The organism is Streptomyces tendae (genome assembly GCF_008632955.1).
Lineage (GTDB): Bacteria > Actinomycetota > Actinomycetes > Streptomycetales > Streptomycetaceae > Streptomyces.
The window spans coordinates 264,305-280,506 of the sequence record NZ_CP043960.1 but is presented as its reverse complement, the minus strand read 5'-3'; the positions used below and the strand labels follow the sequence as shown (position 1 = coordinate 280,506).

The following is a 16,202-nucleotide window of genomic DNA, read 5'->3' as shown; positions in this document are numbered from 1 at the left end:
AAGGGCTTTGCAGCGCCCGGTCCAAAGATCCAGGAACCTGCTACTCCGGAGGCCTCACAACATCGAGGTCCGCAAAACACAACGCGTGCTTCAGGCAGCTCCGCTGAGGCCTCCGGTCTCTATAAGACGGGAAACTGGTCACCTTGCCAGACGGCCGATCTTCTTGGCCAGTTCCTCCAGTTCCGACGGGGTTCCAGACCAGATGGTGCGCACGTGCTCGGTGACGACCTCCGCGGGCCAGTCCCACCAGGCGATGCGCAGCATGCGGTCGATGTCCTCGTCGGGCAGCCGCTTCTTGATCTCCTTCGCGGGATTCCCGCCGACCACGGTGTAGGGGGCCACATCGCTGGTGACCAGGGATCGGGCTCCAATGACCGCGCCGTCACCGATGGTGACACCGGGCATGATGACCGCCTCCCGTCCTATCCAGACGTCGTTGCCGACAACGATGTCGCCCTTGCTAGGCAGGGAGGGCAGCAGGTCCGCCGTCTTCTCGAGCCACGATCCGCCGAAGATGAAGAAAGGATATGAGGTGGTGCCACCGGGCATGTGGTAGTCCGTTCCCGGCGACATGATGAACTTCGTGCCCATCGCCAGACAGCAGAACTTGCCGATGACCAGGCGTTCCGGGCCATACGCATAGAGAACGTTGCTGTCCTCGAAGCCGGCGGCGTTTTCGGTGTCGTTGTAGTAGGTGAATTCACCGACCTCGATCTTGGGTGACTTGATGAGCGGCTTGAGGAAGACAGTGACGTCCTCGGCCGCCTCGACGAGTCCGGGGCGCCGCTCGCTCTTGATCATGCCGGGGATACGCGCGTTCGAGGGATCGGGGAACGTGGTCATACTGAGAGCCATCCTTGGTTGCAATGTCGGTGTATATCAGTGGTTCACCACGCTGCGCGCGGTGACGGGCAGCCGCCCTTTTTCCCATTCGGCTGACGTTCACCGAGCCAGATGGGACCAAGATGGAACGGAACAAGTTTCGTGTGCGGTCAGCAGTGTGATGGGAACACTCACGAGGGAGCGGTACCGGTGCGTCACCCGCGTGCGTGGACGGAACCCCACCCTCCATCAACGCTGAGCAGCTGACCGGTCACGTAGGAACTGGCAGGGCTGGCGAAGAAGAGGATGGCCTGCGCGATGTCCTCCGGCTCACCAAGCCGCCCAAGGACATATTCCTTCGTCAGCATCTCCTCCAACGCAGGATTCTCCGTGACCGCGCGGGAGAAGTCCGTACGGGCCACGGCAGGCCTAACCGCGTTGACTCGCACGTTCGCGGTACCCCATTCTGCAGCCAGAGCGAGCGTGAGGGCGTCCACCGCGCCCTTGGTGGTGGCGTACAGGCTTACATTGGCCATGCTCCGGTCGCTGCCCACCGCGGAGGTCACGTTGACGATGCTCCCGCCTCCGATAGATGCCATGTGCGCGGCAGCTTTCGCGCCCAACAGCAAAGGTGCGCGCGTATTGAGTGCCCACAGCGCGTCGGCTTCCTCTGCCGTCATATCCTGAGCAGGTGTCAAGCTGCCCAGCTGGCCAGCGTTGTTGACAAGTACGTCGACTTGGCCGAGCTGTGCGATAAGAGCCTCCCAGACCTCCTCGGGAGCCTCAGGCCGGGACAGGTCTGCCGGAATCACTACTGTGGCACCGGGCAAACGGTCCGCGAGCGTCTTCAGCGACTCTTCGCTGCGGCCGACCAATGCGAGCCGCGCCCCCGCGCGAGCGAGGAGGAGAGCCGTACTCGCTCCTATTCCCCGCCCGCCGCCGGTGATTACCGCTGTCTTGCCGGCCAGGGGGTGAGTGGGCAGACCATCGAGTGTGTTGTTCGTCATTGTGGTGTCCTTTTACACGTCAGATAAGGCATTCAGGGCTGCAAAATAGCAATTTTCTCGTGCCCATATTTGTGATACGTCACTCGGCAGGACGTCTGTAGGCGCCATACCACCAGATCCTGGCGAGCTCACGGGCGAATGAGGCGTCGCCGTTTCCGTCGTCGACGCTGATGTGGCGGGCGATCGCCTGTCCGCCTCCCCATACGATGATCCGGCTCGCGGCCACAGCGTCAACATCTTGTGACGTTGATCCCGCATCCTGCTCGGCCAGCAGCGTCTCCAGCACGTGCTCGTCAAATCCCTCGAGGTCGGCCGTGTAGAAGTTGCTCACCTCTGGGTCATAGGCCGCCACCTCGTGGATCGCGGTGATCAGGTTGCGATGGTTACGGTGAACAGCGATCACTTCTTCGAAGAACCGGGTAAACCTGTCTGCGCCGTCTTCTCCTGTGGCTGGATCCCACTGGCGGGCCAGTGCCAGTAGCGACTCACGAAGTTGCGCGGACAGGCGTGCTAGAATGTCCGACTTTCCGGCGAAGTGTGCATAAAATGTGGCTCGCGAGACGCCAGCCTCGTCGATGATGCGTTGCACGCTGATCGCCGTGAAGGGCTCGCCTGTATTAAGGAGTTGTGTCACCGCCGACAGCAGGCGAACCTCGGTCGCCTCTGCTTGCACCGCCTGGTGGGTGGACCTGCCTCGCGTAACGGATCGCAATGGGGCACCTTCCGCTCGTCAATGTGGGGTTAGACACAGGGAGAGGGAATACATCGCTCCGCTGTTCTCATCCATCTTGCGCCGGCGTTGCGTCCGCCGTGTTCGCGATCTTCGTCAGAACCTCTGCGAATTCACGGGGGTGGGAGTAGAAGGGCGCGTGATGACCAGGGACGCGGTAGACGGCGTCGGCACGTTTCGCCATGTCTTCCTCGACCGCAGCGACGGTGGACACGTCGTTGTTCGGGATCACATAGCTGTTGGGCACTGTCTTCCAGCCCGCTTGCGTCACCGTCTCGAAGTCGGCACGCACGGTCTGCGGAACGAGTCTCGCCATCGCCGCGATCGTCTCCGGATTCGAGGCGTCACCGTCATAGAAGCCTGCGGGAAGATTCAGATCGGGGTTCTCCGGTGGACGCAGGCCCATCAGCGAGTTGGGGACCGGTACGCCGTGCATCTGGAACATCCCCTCGCCCACGTCAAGCATGTAGGCCGCCACATACACGACGTGCACGACATTAGAAGCGCCATAGATCGCCTCAGTGACCGGCACCCCGCCATATGAGTGCGCCACCACGATCACCGGGCCGGGTGTCGCCTCCAGCGCCTGCTTGATCACTTTCGCGTCGTCATGCATGCCTGGCAGCGGCTCTACTGCCGATGGGTTCTCCACCGCACTCACGAGGCTCACCGTTCGCGTGGCCCAGCCATCGCTCGCCAAAACTTGCTGCAGCCGCTCCCATACCCACGGCCCGTGGTGGCCTCCCGGCACCAACAGGAACGTCGGGCGGCTCACACTCGCATTCACAGCACATCTCCTCAAGCAGGCCTTGCCGCGCACGCCCCACGGCGCAGAATCGGTCGACGAGACCCTTGACAATATGACCATACAGTATGTTCAGTCATGTTGTCGCTGGGCGACGATCATCTATCGACTTCTTGATGAGCAAGCCCGATAGGCGGCAGTGCACGGCCGGATCGCGTGAGCACATCGTTCAGGTGTCAGCTAGGGCCCGGGTGCCGCCCCGGGCCCGCGGCGTGCGCTGCGAGCTGCCTGCGAGGACTCAGAAGCGGCTGCGCCACGCCCGCGAGCTGCTTGCCCGACCGGACCGGAGAACACCGATCTGTCGGGCGGTCGCCTCTCACTCACCGATGCGACGAGTGCGCCGGAGCTGCCCCGACATTCCAGGTCCGAGGACTGATCACTGCCGTTTGCGGCTAGTGGCACGGTTCTTACTGGTACCCCAATGTGCGGGAGTGTTGTGTTCTTCTCTCACCAGCATCCGCGTACGCCGGCCTCTCGTTCTTACCTGACCGTCCAGGCATCTCACGTGCTGCTGTTCCTGGGGGCATGCGCTTCGCGGTGGTGGTGGGATGCCTGGCGCTCGTGTCAGCGACCTTCCGGCGCGCAAAGCCACCTCTTGCCCCCAAGCGGCCAGCCACGCGATTCAGGGCGGTCCGTCGCCATCGCCCGCTACCGAGGGTTCATATGCGCTGTGGGCTGTGCCTCTCGACTGGCAACTGCCCACACCGCGCGTGATGACGCCCTCGGCGCGGCTGGGTGCGGAGCCCCCAGCCCTAGCTGTTCTGTCGCGGGAGGTTGTGGACGGGTGAGCCAGGTCTCGACTGAGGGATCTTGAACAGGTGAGGGCCTTCCGGTTCGGTGTGGATTGCGACGTCTACACCGACAGAAAGGCCCTCGGGCCTCACCATAATGCACCCCTGACCTGGCCCGCTGCGTCGTGGACGACGGCTGGCCCCTGCGACGGGCCGCCGAGCGCTTCAAGGCCCCGCCGACCACGGCCCAGCGGTGGGCCGACCGCCATCGGCAGTCCGGGGAGGCAGGCATGGCCGATCGCTCCAGCCCCGTCCGCGCACCAGCCCGCACCGGACACCTACCCGCACGGAGCGCCGGATCATCAAGGTCCGTGTCCTGCGCCGGTGGGGCCCAGCCCGCATCGCGGGCCTGCTGCGGCTGGTGCCCTCGACCGTGCACCGGATGATGACCCGCTACGGCCTGGCCCGCCTCGCACATCTGGACCGGGCCACAGGCCGGGTCATCCGCCGCTACGAACGCGAACGTCCCGGCGAACTGGTCACATCGACGTCAAGAAGCTCGGCCGCATCCCCGACGGCGGCAGTCACAAAGTCCTCGGCCGCGAGTGGGCCGGGCCAACCAGGACCGTCGGCGCGGCACCGGTTACGCCTACCTGCACACCGCCCTGGACGACCACTCCCGCCTCGCCTACACCGAAGACCTGCCCGACGAGAAGGCCGCCATCTGCGCCGGCTTCCTGCGGCGAGCGATCGCCTGGTTCGCCGCCCAGGGCATCACTTCGAACGCGTCCTGCCCGACAACGCCTGGGCCTACTCCAAGAACACTTGGCGCGACACCTGCCACGAACTGGGCGTCAGCCCTCGCTGGACGAGGCCCTGGCGGCCGCAGACCAACGGCAAGGTCGAACGCTTCCATCGCACCCTGCTCGACGAGTGGGCTTACACCCGGCTCTACACCTCAAATGCCGGACGCCAGGCAGCGTTCCCCGACTGGCTGGACTGGTACAACTACCACCGACCCCACACCGGCATCAGCGGCCAACCACCAGCCCGCGTCACCAACCTGTCGGGACAACACACCTAACCGCTTCCCTCTCCCTCGAACCGAACCGCTCGCTTGACAGACCCTTCCCCAGCCGCTGCATGAGTTGAGGCGAAGTTCTGCGCGAAGCGATTTGCTTTCACACTGATGTCAAGGTTGGAGCCTAGTCGAGTCGCCGCGTTCGCGGAGGCTCGATGTAAGCCCGAGGCCGCCTCTCCGAGGCTCTGATCATGAAGGACAGTCGTCGTGACCAGTACCCAGACGGGCGTTCCGCGGACCTTGTCCGCGGAACGTATGCCACTCCTGCCCCTGATCGCGAAGCCAGTCGACCAAGGACACTGACATGAACACGAATCCGGCAAAGCACGCCGACATCAACTTCTATTTCGACCCCATCTGTCCGTTCGCGTGGATGACGAGCAAGTGGATCCGGGTCGTCCAGGCACAGCGCGACTACACCGTCGACTGGCGCTTCATCTCACTGCGTCTGATCAACTCGCACATTGACTACGACACCCACTTCCCTGAGGAGTACCACGCCCAGCACACAGCGGGCCTGCGGCTCCTGCGAGTGGCGTCTGCGGCCCGAGAGAAGCACGGACGCGAGGCGATCGGCCCGCTCTACGCGGCCTACGGCGCACGCATCATGGAGGCCGGACCGGACGAGGGCCGGGCCCCCGGCTGGCAAGGCACCCCCGACCTCGCCGCCGACGCCCTGGCCGAAGCCAACCTGCCGACCTCGCTCGTCGACGCACTCGACGACACGACCCGAGACGTCGAAATCCAGGCCGAGTCCGACGAGGCGTTGTCGCTGACGGGCAAGGATGTCGGCACGCCGATTGTGCACTTCGAGCCGCCAGCGGGCATCGCCTTCTTCGGACCGGTGATCAGTCGCCTGCCTGACGAGAAACAGGCAGGCGTGCTGTGGGATCACGTCATCGGCCTCGCCCGGTTCCCCGGCTTCGCCGAACTCAAGCGCAGCCTGCGCGAGCGTCCGCAACTACCGTCGTTCGGCGTAACAGCGCAGGAGACGGGCAAGACCGAGGATTGGCACGCCGGAAGCCGCAGACTCAAGAAGTAGCTCTACCTGGGCGCTCCCCCGGCAGCCGGCGGCGGATCCCGCCGCAGGTTGGAACACGATCCGCTACGTGTACCAGTCGGGCGATGTGGTCGGAGCAACCCATCGCGTGGTCGGAGCACGAAGTGGTCAACCTGTTGTCCGGCCATGCGACCAGGTCGGCGAGCCAAGCCACCAGTTGGGCCAGGCTTCGGTCTCGCTGCGAGCCATCGCGCGGTCTCGCACATGGTCAGCCGTGCTCCTCGGCCGGGCTGCCGGCGCCCTCAGCCATGGACAGTCATAGTCACATCGAGAAGGAGAGATCATGTCCGACACCAGGCCGCGACAGGCGACCCTCGAGGTACCGCGAGGACTGGCGGGCGTCGTCGTCACCGATACCGCACTCGGGGACGTGCGGGGAACCGAGGGCTTCTACCACTACCGCCAGTACTCCGCGATCGAACTGGCGGCGACGCGGAGCTTCGAGGACGTCTGGCACCTGATGTTCCACGGGACGCTGCCGAACTCAGAGCGCTCGGCCGCCTTCGCCGCCCGCGTCGCCGCACTGCGCCACCTGCCGGACGAGGTCGCCGGGGCGCTGCCGGCGATCGCCAGGGCGACCTCCACGGCCGGTCCGCTCGCCGGCCTGCGTACCGCGCTGTCGCTGTATGGCTCCGCCACGGACCTGGGCCCGCTGTACGACACTGACCCGGCACGCCGCACCGAGGACGCGCTCGCCGCCTCTGCCGTCGTGCCGACCATTCTGACGGCCCTGCACCGGATCGGCCGTGGCCAGGAGCCGCTCGCGCCGCGCGACGACCTCGGACACGCCGCCAACTACCTGTACATGATGACCGGTTCGGAGCCGGACCCAGTGCATGCCCGAGCGATCGAGCAGTACTTGGTGGCGACGATAGACCACGGCTTCAACGCGTCGACGTTCACAGCGCGGGTGATCGCGTCTACCGGCGCCGACCTGGTGGCATGCCTCGTCGGCGCGGTCGGCGCCTTCTCAGGCCCGCTCCACGGCGGCGCGCCAGCCCGCGCGCTCGACGCCCTCGACGCGATCGGAACCGTCGACCGGATCGACCCGTGGATCAGGGAGCGGGTCCTCGCGGGCGAGCGGATAATGGGCTTCGGACACGCGGTCTACCGCACCGAGGACCCGCGCTCCCGGATGCTGCGCAGCACGGGTCTTGCGCTCGGCGGACCGCTCATCGACTTCGCCGTGCGGGTCGAGGAACGCGTGGAGGCGATCCTCGCCGAACTCAAGCCGGGCCGCGAGTTGCACTCCAACGTCGAGTTCTATGCCGGCGTCGTCATGGAGCAGTGCGGCCTGCCGCGGGCCATGTTCACGCCGACGTTCGCGGTCGCCAGGGTCGTCGGGTGGAGTGCCAACATCCTGGAACAAGCCACAGATCCGAAGATCATCCGTCCGGGTGCGCGGTACGTGGGCGAGACGCCGCCGCAGCCCGTACCGGAGGTGTGAGGAGGCAGCGGGGTCGCAACTACGACGTCAGGGTCGCTCGCGTCGACCGCGCAGCACAGGCTGACGTTGCCGACTGACACTATCCATGAGCCGACCTGTCGGCGACCGTCATGGCGTCGATCTCGACGGCCCCGAAGTCCCTGACGACCATGGATCCTGGTGCCCCTGTTACTGCCCAGGGGTTGAGAAGCCTCGTCCTGCCCGCGCCGAGGAAAACCCGTGAGCAAGATCACCGGGACTACGATCCCTCCTACTCCACGGAAGGGCCGGTGCCGTCATGGGCTCAGCGGTGTCGTCGGCGCGGCAGGGAGCCGGAACGAACAGAGACCTTACTACCGCATTCGATAGGAAACCCCATCCGTGCACAGTCATTTCGATCTTGTCGTCATCGGTTCCGGCTCCGGCAACATCATCGTCGACGAGCGGTTCACTGATTGGAAGGTCGCTTTCGTAGAAAAGGGCGTCGGCCCCTTGGATAGTTATGGCGGTACCTGCCTCAACGTGGGCTGCATCCCGACGAAGATGTTTGTCCACACAGCCGACACCGTCCTCGCTTCGGAACATGGGGCTGCCTTGGGCGTCGACATGAACCTCCGCAGCATCGACTGGCCAGCGGTGCGCGACCGAGTATTCGGCCGACTCGATCCTGTCGCGGCGGGTGGCGAGCGCTACCGTGCCGCAGGAAGCCCCAACGTCGTCCTCTACCGCGGCATCGCCCGCTTCATAGGCGAACGGCGCCTCACCGTGGCGACTACGGACGGGCCCGTCACCCTCACCGCCGACCGCATCGTCGTGGCGACCGGTAGCCGCCCAGACATCCCCGATGTACCTGGTCTCGACAACGCACTTGGCTACCACACCAGCGACACTGTGATGCGTATGAACCGGGTGCCGCGCCGCATGACCATCCTCGGATCAGGCTTCGTCGCCAGCGAGCTAGCCCATGTTTTCTCCTCCCTCGGCGTCGAGATCACCCTCATCGTCCGAGGCGATGTACTGCTGCGGCAGGAAGACATCGACGTCGCGCGACGCTTTACCGAACTGGCACAGAACCGGTGGGATGTACGTCTCAACCACAAGCTACTGAGGGCCGCCCGCAAAGACGGCGCCCTGCTGCTCGACCTTGAGAGCCCTGAAGGTGCGGAAAGGCTGGAGACTGACGAACTGCTTGTTGCCACAGGCCGCCGCCCCAACTCCGACCTGGTGGATGCCGCTGCGGGAGGCCTCGCACTGCATGAAGACGGCCGTATCGTAGTGAACGCTCAGCAGGTGACGTCGGTACCTGGAGTCTGGGCCCTCGGCGACGTCTCTTCTCCATGGCAGCTCAAGCACGTCGCCAACCATGAAGCCAAGATCGTGCAGCACAACCTGCTGTACCCCGACGAGCGCCGCACCTCGAATCACCGTTACGTGCCTCACGCGGTCTTCTCGTCCCCGAGGATTGCCTCGGTTGGGATCACCGAGCAAGAAGCTCGGGCGACGGGGCGTGCTTATGTGTCTGCGACGCGCGAGTACAGCGGTGTCGCTTACGGGTGGGCGATGGAGGACACCACCAGCTTCGCCAAAGTTTTGGCTGATCCGTCCACCGGAAAGCTGTTGGGCGCGCACATCATTGGTCCTGAGTCGCCGACGCTCATCCAGCCGCTCGTCCAGGCAATGTCCTTCGGCCTACAAGCCCATTCCATGGCCAAGGGGCAGTACTGGATCCATCCGGCCATGCCTGAGGTCATCGAGAATGTGCTGCTCGATCTCCCCCTCGACAAAGGCATCTTGAAGACGGCGTAAAGGCAGGCTATGAGCGTCCAGAGTCTCGGCGCCGTGACCGGCCCAAAAATGCGCCGATCTCAGTTTCAAGCGAGCGACCGGAACGACCGCCGGACTCACCGTCGACAGCTGCTTGATTCGGAAGATCATGCACGGTGCCCGAAGAATGCACAGCTCACCATCGAGGCCGTTCCCGGTGCGCTGTATGAGGGCATCAAGGGCGACGTACTGATGTTCATTTCGCACCCGCTCCTGGTCGGTAGGCCACAACGCACGTCCACTCAATACCGGCCGTATGGGAACGGGGAACGCGAATCCGAAAAGGCGGTGGAACGCCAGCCAGGCCAGGACGCTTCAAGGGCTCCTGGTATCGCGAGAGCGACAAAAGGGGCAGTGGGCAAGACCCTTAATGAAGGCGTTTATGCATGCCGAAGCGGTGAAATGGCCCCAGCCCATGCTCTTGTCTCGGGTTATACGGTTGGGGCCACAGTAGCTAATGTCACCGACGGCGGTTTCACACACGATCGGCTGAGAGCATTTCAGATGCGGATCACCCCTTCAACATCTAGCAGTTCCGATGACATCAGGGCGTGCGCCACCCATTCACTGAGCTCTTTCAGAGTGGCCACTGATCGGGTGACCGGCCAGCGGCCCGCAACGCACGAGGCTCCTGTGCCGTTGAGAGAGGTGTTCGACGTCTCAACTCAGCAGCGCAGGAGCCTCGTTGGTTTCCCATCCTGCCTCACTCGACCTGCCGCACGCCTTGGTCGAGTGGGTAACCATGCTCGTCGTCACCCGTGAGGGTGACCGCCGCTGCAAGCTCCCACCGCACCAGCGTGCTCTCGTCGCCTTGATCTACCTGCGTCGGCACGACCCGCTCACGCAGATCGCCGCGGGCTTCGGCATATCCGTCGGCACCGCCCACGCCTACGTCACCGCCGTCGTCGGCCACCTCGCCCGCCGGGCTCCCGGCCTGCTGCGAGTCCTGCGGGAGACCGATCCCGAGCACGTCCTGCTCGACGGCACGCTCGCCGAGTGCGACCGGGTCGGCGACAGCCGGGCCGATTTCTCGCAGAAGCACCGCCGCCACGGCGTGAACGTGCAGGTCGTCGCCGATCCCGCGGGCAACTTGCTGTGGATCTCGCCTGCGCTGCCCGGCCGCACCCATGACCTGACCGCGGCTCGCACCCACCGCATCATCCGGATCTGCGAACGCCAAGGAGTGCCCGTCCTCGCCGACCGCGCCTACATCGGCGCCGGCCCCTGGGTGACCACGCCGATCAGACGACTTCCGCACCAGGACCCCAGCCCGACCCAGCGGACGATCAACCGGGCCCTGTCAGCGGCACGGGCACCGGTCGAACGAAGCGTCGCGCGGCTCAAGTCCTGGCGCATCTTCCGCCGGTCGCGCTGCAGCCCCAACCGCATGACCGCCATCGCCGCTGCAGTCCTCACCCTGGAGAGACAACGCTGAAAAACGCTCACTGCTCGGTGAAGTACGCGGTCGGCCGCACCCGCATGCTGGAGGCGATGTTGCGCAGCACCGCACTGCTGACCGGTGGGGTGCGCGCCTCGACCACGGCGACCGCATCACCGACCCGGGTGAAGTACTGAACGAACTCGTACCTCGACCACTGCCACACCCCGGGCGCGACGGGGGTGCAGGCGGGTGCGGGCACCGGGTAGACGCTGGTGAGTGCCGCGCAGTGCGAGGGTGGTGTGAAGTTCGGCTGGCGGGGGCCCACCACGACCTGGATGACTCGGTGGAGTTCCTCCATGGATTCGGCGTGCTGGCCGGCGTCGTCCGGGGCGATCCGGTAGAAGAAGGTGGGCTGGCTGCTGTGCGCCGTTCCGCTGGTGCCGACGCCCTCCAGGTGGTAGCCGTCGGGCACGTTGGGCCCCAGCAACGGCACGCCCGCATGGGTGAGTTCGGTGCTCTGCTTGTGGTGGGCCAGCTGCGTGGAGGCGAAGGAGTCAAGCGGCATCAGCAGGGCCAGGGCGAGGGCGGCGGCGGCTCGCGGCCACAGGGGCCGCCGGGGCTGAGTGCACCAGGCCGCGAGAGCGTACGCTCCCGCGCACAGGGCCGCCTGGATGAGGAGGGTGCCATTCGGCAGCCACCGCAGTGAGTCCAGGCACCACAGCAGATACCAGCCAATGCCGGTGCCCAGCAGTGCGGTCAGCCAGGCCGGCCGGACCGCAAAAAGACGCAAGACCAGCCAGGTGAGGCCGAAGACCAGGACCGGCAGCAGGTAGGACCACCACAGGGCGTAGCCGAGACAGCCGAAGCCGGGCGCGCTGCGGCAGGCGCTGGAATTGACCACCAGCCGCATCGACAGCCCAGCAGCGGCCACCGCGACGACACCGGCCGCGGCGGCACATACCGCCCGCCTCGCCTGCCCAGCAGGCAGTTCGGTCACCGCAGCACCCATCGCATCCTCCCCCGGCCGTCGATTCGGGCCTGATCGTAAGTTGGCTGGGACGCCAGCGCCTGAGTAGGCGTACTCAGGCGTATGTGTCTCAGCGACGGCAGCCTGGAGGGCATGGGCTCTCCTTCGGTGTGGGTCGACGGCGTCGTGGCGCTTGTTCTCGGCGCGGCGACGGCCGCGCTCGTCTTCTGGCTGGGCTGGCGCGTGCTGTTCGCCGGTGACGACTTCGGCTCTCCAAGGCCGCGTACGGCCCGTGCCGCCCGCCGCGCCGCCTGGAACAGCGGCTGCGTGATGGCGGTGGCCGGGAGCGGGTTGCTGGGGCTGCGGCTGTGGATCGCCGCAGCTGTACATCTGCTCCTGGCCGGGTCGGCGACCGTCCTGTTCACCGGCATCGCCGTCGAACACCGCTGACACAGAACGCCGGTGGCTCGGGGGTGGATGGTCCGACACCGCCCCCCGGCCGGTCGACAGGCTGACACGCACAACCGCCTTGCTACAGGTCCGTGTGGCCAGTGCTCAGCCGTAGTCCGCGGGACGGTCTCGCATCCACACGGTGAGCCGGTCGCGGACTCCGATCAGCTGCGTGCGGTGGGCTTCCGGGTTGGCGGTCGAGCTGTCTTCGGCAAGGGCGGTGCGCAGCGAGGCGATCCAGCGCAGAGGCTCGGGGAAGTGTCCTGATCCCTTCGCCAGAGCCGCCCTCACCCTGGAGAGGCAACGCTGAAAACGCTCACTGCTCTCTGGCGGCCAGAAGAAGTTCAGCGGTCTTCCGGGCGGTGTGTGCACTTGCTTTCGATCGGTCGAGATGAGCGGCCGCATTGGCGCCGTCATATACCTGAACCAGTGCAGCCACCAGCAGGTCATCCTGGGCCCCAAGGGGATCTAGGAGACGGGAGAAGAGAGCCGGCAGCCAGGCACGGTCGCGCGCGACAGCTTCCTGCACCTTCTCATGGTGGGGGTACTCGGCTGCCGCATTGGCGAAGGCGCAGCCCCGGAAGCCGGGCTCCGAGATCACCTCGTGGAGCACGTCAAAGACGGACAGGATCCGGCCCTTGACCGGCATCTGCTCCCGAGCCTCCACCTCCCGTGTGACGCGGACACGCATGGTGTCGCTACGGCGGTGCAGGTACTCCGCCACCAGATCTTCTTTGGTACGAAAGTGGGCGTACATGGTCGACTTGGACACGCCACTCTCAGCGATCACCCGATCGATGCCCACCGCATGGATGCCCTCCGCGTAGAACAGCCGGTCCGCTGTCTCAAGCAGTCGTTCACGCACCGTGCCTGATTTCTTCTCCATGCCACCAGTATCGAACGAACAGATCTGTTTGACACGACAGATCGGGACCCTTATCGTAAGTCGAACAGACAGTTCTGTTCGATCCGAGTCATGGGTGCAGCTCAGGTTGCAGCCCGGGATCGGTGGATCGATTACATGAAGGCGACAAGGGGAGATCGATGATCAACGGTGTTGACACAGACGCTTTGAGGCAGACCATGGACGTGGTCCGGGATACGCCAGAGTTGGCCCAGGTCACCTTCGGCGTCCAGTCTGAGTGGAGCGGGGGCACCCACCAGCGCGCCACCACGACCGCCCCCCGACAGAACGGTGAAGTAATCGCCAGCCGTACCGCCACGTACACCTTCGAGTCGGACGAGCCCACAGCGCTGCTCGGCACGGACAAGGCGGCAAACCCTGGCGAGTACATCCTCCAGGGCCTGGCAGGCTGCTACGCGGTGACCTACGCGTCGGTCGCTGCCACGCGGGGCATCGAGCTGAGCTCTCTGAGCCTAGATCTGCAGGTCGACTTCGACCTCCAGGGCTTCCTCGGCATCGACAAGTCCGTCCGTCCGGGAGCACAGGAGATCCGGGTGGACGTCCATGCACAGTCGCCGAACGCAACGGACGAGCAGCTCCAGGAGCTGACCGACCTCGTCCTGCAGCGCTCCCCCATCAGGGACACACTGGCCAACCCCGTCAAGGTGACGACGACCCTGGTAACGGACGAGGCTCAGTAGCCGAAGAGGCACGGCCGGCGCACGGCAGACCCCCCACCGCGAACACGGCCGAGGAAGGGCCCTCCCTGACTTTCCGGGAGGGCCCGGAGAAGAAGCGGCACGAAAAGGACTCTTTATGGTTGACGCGACTGCATCATCCCTCGTATTCGATTCCGTCGATTACGGGGTGCTGATCCCACTGGATGTACACTTCGACGACCTTGACCCGTACGGCATGCTGCACAACAGTCGTTACACCGTGATGACTGAACGTGCCTTCAACACGTACGCATTCAGTCTGGGGTTCGGCAGATCCGAAGAGACGGTGCCGTCCCATTACGTCGTGAAGGCGGTCACCATAGTATTCGACCTCCCTTTGATCGGCAATGGGAAAATTGCCGTCCACCTCTGGACCGAGCGGATAGGCCACACATCGGCAACAATCGGCTTCCGCGTGTGCAGCCGTGATGGCAGCACCACATATGCACACGGTACGCGGACCATCGTAAACGTGAGCGGAGAGACGATGCGCCCCACCGAGTGGTCTGAGGGCCACCGAGCGGGGTTCGATCGAATCCAGGGCCCTGAAGCCTGAGATCCTGCTTTCAGTTCCCTCGGACCGGTGGGCTCGTCCTAACTTCAGGAGGCCTCCCAGATCACGCAGTGGGAAGTGCTGCGCTGAGGTCAAGCCGTGGGGCGTGGATGCACGAGCGTGACCAGGAGACGGTCGACGAACACCAGTTGGTGCTTCGCGCCGGCGCCCACCGCCCGCTTCCGTGGCCGGAACGCGAGCTTGGATTGGTACCGCTCGTGCCACAACGGGCCTACCTCAGCAACGAGTTCAGCAATCACCGCAGCCGACAGGCGCGTGATCCTCCGGTTGCTGGTGATCGCTTCACGAGACCCGTTCCCCACCACATGACCATGATCGACGATCAGGAGTTCGACGCCTCACCGCCTACCGTGCACGAGCTCGTTAGGAGCCTTGGGCGCGCGGCTCGCATACTGAGCGTTTTCAGCGTTGCCTCTCCGGGGTGAGGACGGCTTTGGCGATGACGCTCATGCGGTTGGGGCTGATGCGGGATCTGCGGAAGATCTGCCAGGACTTCAGTCGTGCCATACCGCGTTCGACGGGTGCACGGGCCGCGGACAGGGCCCGGTTCGCGGTCTGCTCGATGGGTGTGAGTTCGCCGCCTGGCGGGCGGCGCTTGGCGGTGGTGACCCAGTCGCCGGCACCGATATAGGCCATGTCGGCGAGGACGGGGATGCCCTGGCGTTCGCAGATCCGAAGGATCCGGTGGGTGCGGGCGGCTGTCAGAGCGTGGGTCCGGCCCGGGAGTGCCGGCGACAGCCGGACGAAAAGTCGCAGATCCAGGCTCTGGACCGCTCCCAGCCGGTGCTGCCGATGATGCCCGGCGTCCCGCAGCGCCTCATCCACGACTACGTACGCGCGGGCACCACCACGCTGTTCGCCGCTCTCGAGGTGGCCACCGGCAAGGTGATCGGCTCCCTGCACCGCCGGCACCGGGCCGAGGAGTTCAAAAAGTTTTTGATCAAACTCGACCAGGAGATACCGGCAGACCTGGACGTGCACCTGGTGCTGGACAACTACGCCACCCACAAGACCCCGGCGATCAAAACCTGGCTGCTGGCTCACCCCCGCTTCCACCTGCACTTCACGCCCACCGGATCGTCCTGGCTCAACCTGGTGGAACGCTGGTTCGCCGAGCTGACCAACAAGCAGATACGACGCGGGGTCCACAAGAGCGTCCAGGCGCTGGAGAAGGACATCCGCACCTGGATCGCCGCATGGAACACCGACCCCAAACCCTACGTCTGGACCAAGACCGCAGACGAGATCCTTGAACGCCTCGCCGGCTATCTGAAATAGAATTCCTGACTCGGAAGACTAGAGGTGCGGTGAAAGTCGACGGTGTTACGCCACACCGAGCGCCGTTACCGATCCGTGATCGTCAGGCCGGTGCGGGTGCCCGGTGACATCGATGCTGGATCGTTTGCCATCGAAGTTGGACTGCCCGGCAGCGCGATGCGGGAACCTTCTGCACTACGTCCAGCACGGCTCCAGGCTGCGCTGTCCAACAGGGTTCTTACAGAGGCCCGTTGCGCCCCGAATTTCGCCGATAGACGTCATGTGCCGCCTGGGTGACGAACCCAGCGACGAAAGCGGCCGGGCTACCGTAAAGCAAAGGAGGACCCACCTCGGAAATCCAGTCCCCGATGGCGAGAAAAGCGAAAACGTCGAGGTAGTAGAACAGGAACAGTGCCCCTTGGCCGAGCTTCGTCATCGCCCATCCCCTTTGTGGTCACCGCTCT

Annotated in this window: 15 protein-coding genes and 3 pseudogenes; 9 read left to right on the top strand and 9 right to left on the bottom strand. The window is 65.1% G+C overall.

Annotated features, from left to right (window positions below):
- Positions 1 to 138: 138 nt before the first annotated feature.
- From F3L20_RS32985 to F3L20_RS32970, 4 genes are all read right to left on the bottom strand, one after another.
- Positions 139 to 801, bottom strand: a complete 663-nt coding sequence (locus tag F3L20_RS32985; protein ID WP_240811029.1) for a CatB-related O-acetyltransferase — start codon at positions 799 to 801, stop codon at positions 139 to 141.
- A 236-nt stretch (positions 802 to 1,037) separates the two neighbouring features.
- Positions 1,038 to 1,829, bottom strand: a complete 792-nt coding sequence (locus tag F3L20_RS32980) for an SDR family NAD(P)-dependent oxidoreductase (RefSeq protein WP_150157747.1) — start codon at positions 1,827 to 1,829, stop codon at positions 1,038 to 1,040.
- A gap of 79 nt (positions 1,830 to 1,908) precedes the next feature.
- A complete protein-coding gene (locus F3L20_RS32975; protein ID WP_240810989.1) occupies positions 1,909 to 2,502 on the bottom strand; it encodes a TetR/AcrR family transcriptional regulator in 594 nt (197 codons plus the stop codon).
- A 106-nt stretch (positions 2,503 to 2,608) separates the two neighbouring features.
- Positions 2,609 to 3,346 carry an alpha/beta fold hydrolase gene (locus tag F3L20_RS32970; RefSeq protein WP_167534749.1) on the bottom strand — a complete coding sequence of 246 codons (738 nt, stop codon included), beginning with the start codon at positions 3,344 to 3,346 and terminating at the stop codon, positions 2,609 to 2,611.
- Between the two features lie 919 nt (positions 3,347 to 4,265).
- On the opposite strand from F3L20_RS32970, the pseudogene F3L20_RS32965 reads away from it, so the two are divergent.
- From F3L20_RS32965 to F3L20_RS32945, 5 genes and pseudogenes are all read left to right on the top strand, one after another.
- Positions 4,266 to 5,179 (top strand): annotated as a pseudogene (locus F3L20_RS32965) (IS481 family transposase).
- A 301-nt stretch (positions 5,180 to 5,480) separates the two neighbouring features.
- Positions 5,481 to 6,218 carry a hypothetical protein gene (locus F3L20_RS32960; RefSeq protein WP_150157744.1) on the top strand — a complete coding sequence of 246 codons (738 nt, stop codon included), beginning with the start codon at positions 5,481 to 5,483 and terminating at the stop codon, positions 6,216 to 6,218.
- Between the two features lie 301 nt (positions 6,219 to 6,519).
- Positions 6,520 to 7,683: a citrate/2-methylcitrate synthase gene (locus F3L20_RS32955; RefSeq protein ID WP_150157743.1), complete on the top strand. Its 1,164-nt coding sequence runs from the start codon at positions 6,520 to 6,522 to the stop codon at positions 7,681 to 7,683.
- Positions 7,684 to 8,043: 360 nt separating this feature from the next.
- A complete protein-coding gene (locus F3L20_RS32950; protein ID WP_150157742.1) occupies positions 8,044 to 9,468 on the top strand; it encodes a mycothione reductase in 1,425 nt (474 codons plus the stop codon).
- A gap of 703 nt (positions 9,469 to 10,171) precedes the next feature.
- Positions 10,172 to 10,921, top strand: coding sequence for a transposase family protein (locus tag F3L20_RS32945; RefSeq protein ID WP_150157741.1), 750 nt, complete (start codon positions 10,172 to 10,174; stop codon positions 10,919 to 10,921).
- Positions 10,922 to 10,928: 7 nt separating this feature from the next.
- Here F3L20_RS32945 and F3L20_RS32940 read toward each other — a convergent pair whose 3' ends face one another.
- Positions 10,929 to 11,876, bottom strand: a complete 948-nt coding sequence (locus tag F3L20_RS32940; protein ID WP_150157740.1) for a hypothetical protein — start codon at positions 11,874 to 11,876, stop codon at positions 10,929 to 10,931.
- Positions 11,877 to 11,987: 111 nt separating this feature from the next.
- Between F3L20_RS32940 and F3L20_RS32935 the strand changes: the two genes are divergently transcribed.
- Positions 11,988 to 12,284: a hypothetical protein gene (locus F3L20_RS32935; RefSeq protein ID WP_150157739.1), complete on the top strand. Its 297-nt coding sequence runs from the start codon at positions 11,988 to 11,990 to the stop codon at positions 12,282 to 12,284.
- Between the two features lie 105 nt (positions 12,285 to 12,389).
- Here the strand turns inward: F3L20_RS32935 and F3L20_RS32930 are convergent, their stop codons facing one another.
- Both F3L20_RS32930 and F3L20_RS32925 read right to left on the bottom strand, forming a co-directional pair.
- The gene (locus F3L20_RS32930; RefSeq protein ID WP_150157738.1) at positions 12,390 to 12,575 is read right to left on the bottom strand and encodes a hypothetical protein; all 186 of its coding nucleotides are present in this window, start codon (positions 12,573 to 12,575) and stop codon (positions 12,390 to 12,392) included.
- 25 nt (positions 12,576 to 12,600) lie between these two features.
- Positions 12,601 to 13,170, bottom strand: coding sequence for a TetR/AcrR family transcriptional regulator (locus tag F3L20_RS32925; RefSeq protein ID WP_240810988.1), 570 nt, complete (start codon positions 13,168 to 13,170; stop codon positions 12,601 to 12,603).
- A gap of 224 nt (positions 13,171 to 13,394) precedes the next feature.
- On the opposite strand from F3L20_RS32925, the gene F3L20_RS32920 reads away from it, so the two are divergent.
- Entirely contained in the window at positions 13,395 to 13,889 is a 495-nt protein-coding gene (locus F3L20_RS32920) for an OsmC family protein (RefSeq protein WP_346768135.1), read from the top strand.
- A 115-nt stretch (positions 13,890 to 14,004) separates the two neighbouring features.
- Positions 14,005 to 14,463 (top strand): acyl-CoA thioesterase, encoded by a 459-nt coding sequence (locus tag F3L20_RS32915; protein ID WP_150157736.1) that lies wholly within the window; start codon positions 14,005 to 14,007, stop codon positions 14,461 to 14,463.
- Between the two features lie 420 nt (positions 14,464 to 14,883).
- Here the strand turns inward: F3L20_RS32915 and F3L20_RS32905 are convergent.
- Positions 14,884 to 15,219: pseudogene (locus F3L20_RS32905) on the bottom strand (transposase family protein); the annotation flags it as partial.
- A 3-nt stretch (positions 15,220 to 15,222) separates the two neighbouring features.
- Between F3L20_RS32905 and F3L20_RS32900 the strand changes: the two are divergent.
- Positions 15,223 to 15,759 (top strand): annotated as a pseudogene (locus F3L20_RS32900) (IS630 family transposase); the annotation flags it as partial.
- 217 nt (positions 15,760 to 15,976) lie between these two features.
- Here F3L20_RS32900 and F3L20_RS32895 read toward each other — a convergent pair.
- The gene (locus F3L20_RS32895) at positions 15,977 to 16,174 is read right to left on the bottom strand and encodes a hypothetical protein (protein WP_150157735.1); all 198 of its coding nucleotides are present in this window, start codon (positions 16,172 to 16,174) and stop codon (positions 15,977 to 15,979) included.
- Positions 16,175 to 16,202 lie beyond the last annotated feature (28 nt).

Coding starts and splice junctions, on each gene's coding strand:
- F3L20_RS32985 (WP_240811029.1), bottom strand. CDS start 801: ATGATCAAGAGCGAGCGGCGCCCCGGACTCGTCGAGGCGGCCGAGGAC.
- F3L20_RS32980 (WP_150157747.1), bottom strand. CDS start 1,829: ATGACGAACAACACACTCGATGGTCTGCCCACTCACCCCCTGGCCGGC.
- F3L20_RS32960 (WP_150157744.1), top strand. CDS start 5,481: ATGAACACGAATCCGGCAAAGCACGCCGACATCAACTTCTATTTCGAC.
- F3L20_RS32955 (WP_150157743.1), top strand. CDS start 6,520: ATGTCCGACACCAGGCCGCGACAGGCGACCCTCGAGGTACCGCGAGGA.
- F3L20_RS32940 (WP_150157740.1), bottom strand. CDS start 11,876: ATGGGTGCTGCGGTGACCGAACTGCCTGCTGGGCAGGCGAGGCGGGCG.
- F3L20_RS32935 (WP_150157739.1), top strand. CDS start 11,988: ATGGGCTCTCCTTCGGTGTGGGTCGACGGCGTCGTGGCGCTTGTTCTC.
- F3L20_RS32925 (WP_240810988.1), bottom strand. CDS start 13,170: ATGGAGAAGAAATCAGGCACGGTGCGTGAACGACTGCTTGAGACAGCG.
- F3L20_RS32915 (WP_150157736.1), top strand. CDS start 14,005: ATGGTTGACGCGACTGCATCATCCCTCGTATTCGATTCCGTCGATTAC.
- F3L20_RS32895 (WP_150157735.1), bottom strand. CDS start 16,174: ATGACGAAGCTCGGCCAAGGGGCACTGTTCCTGTTCTACTACCTCGAC.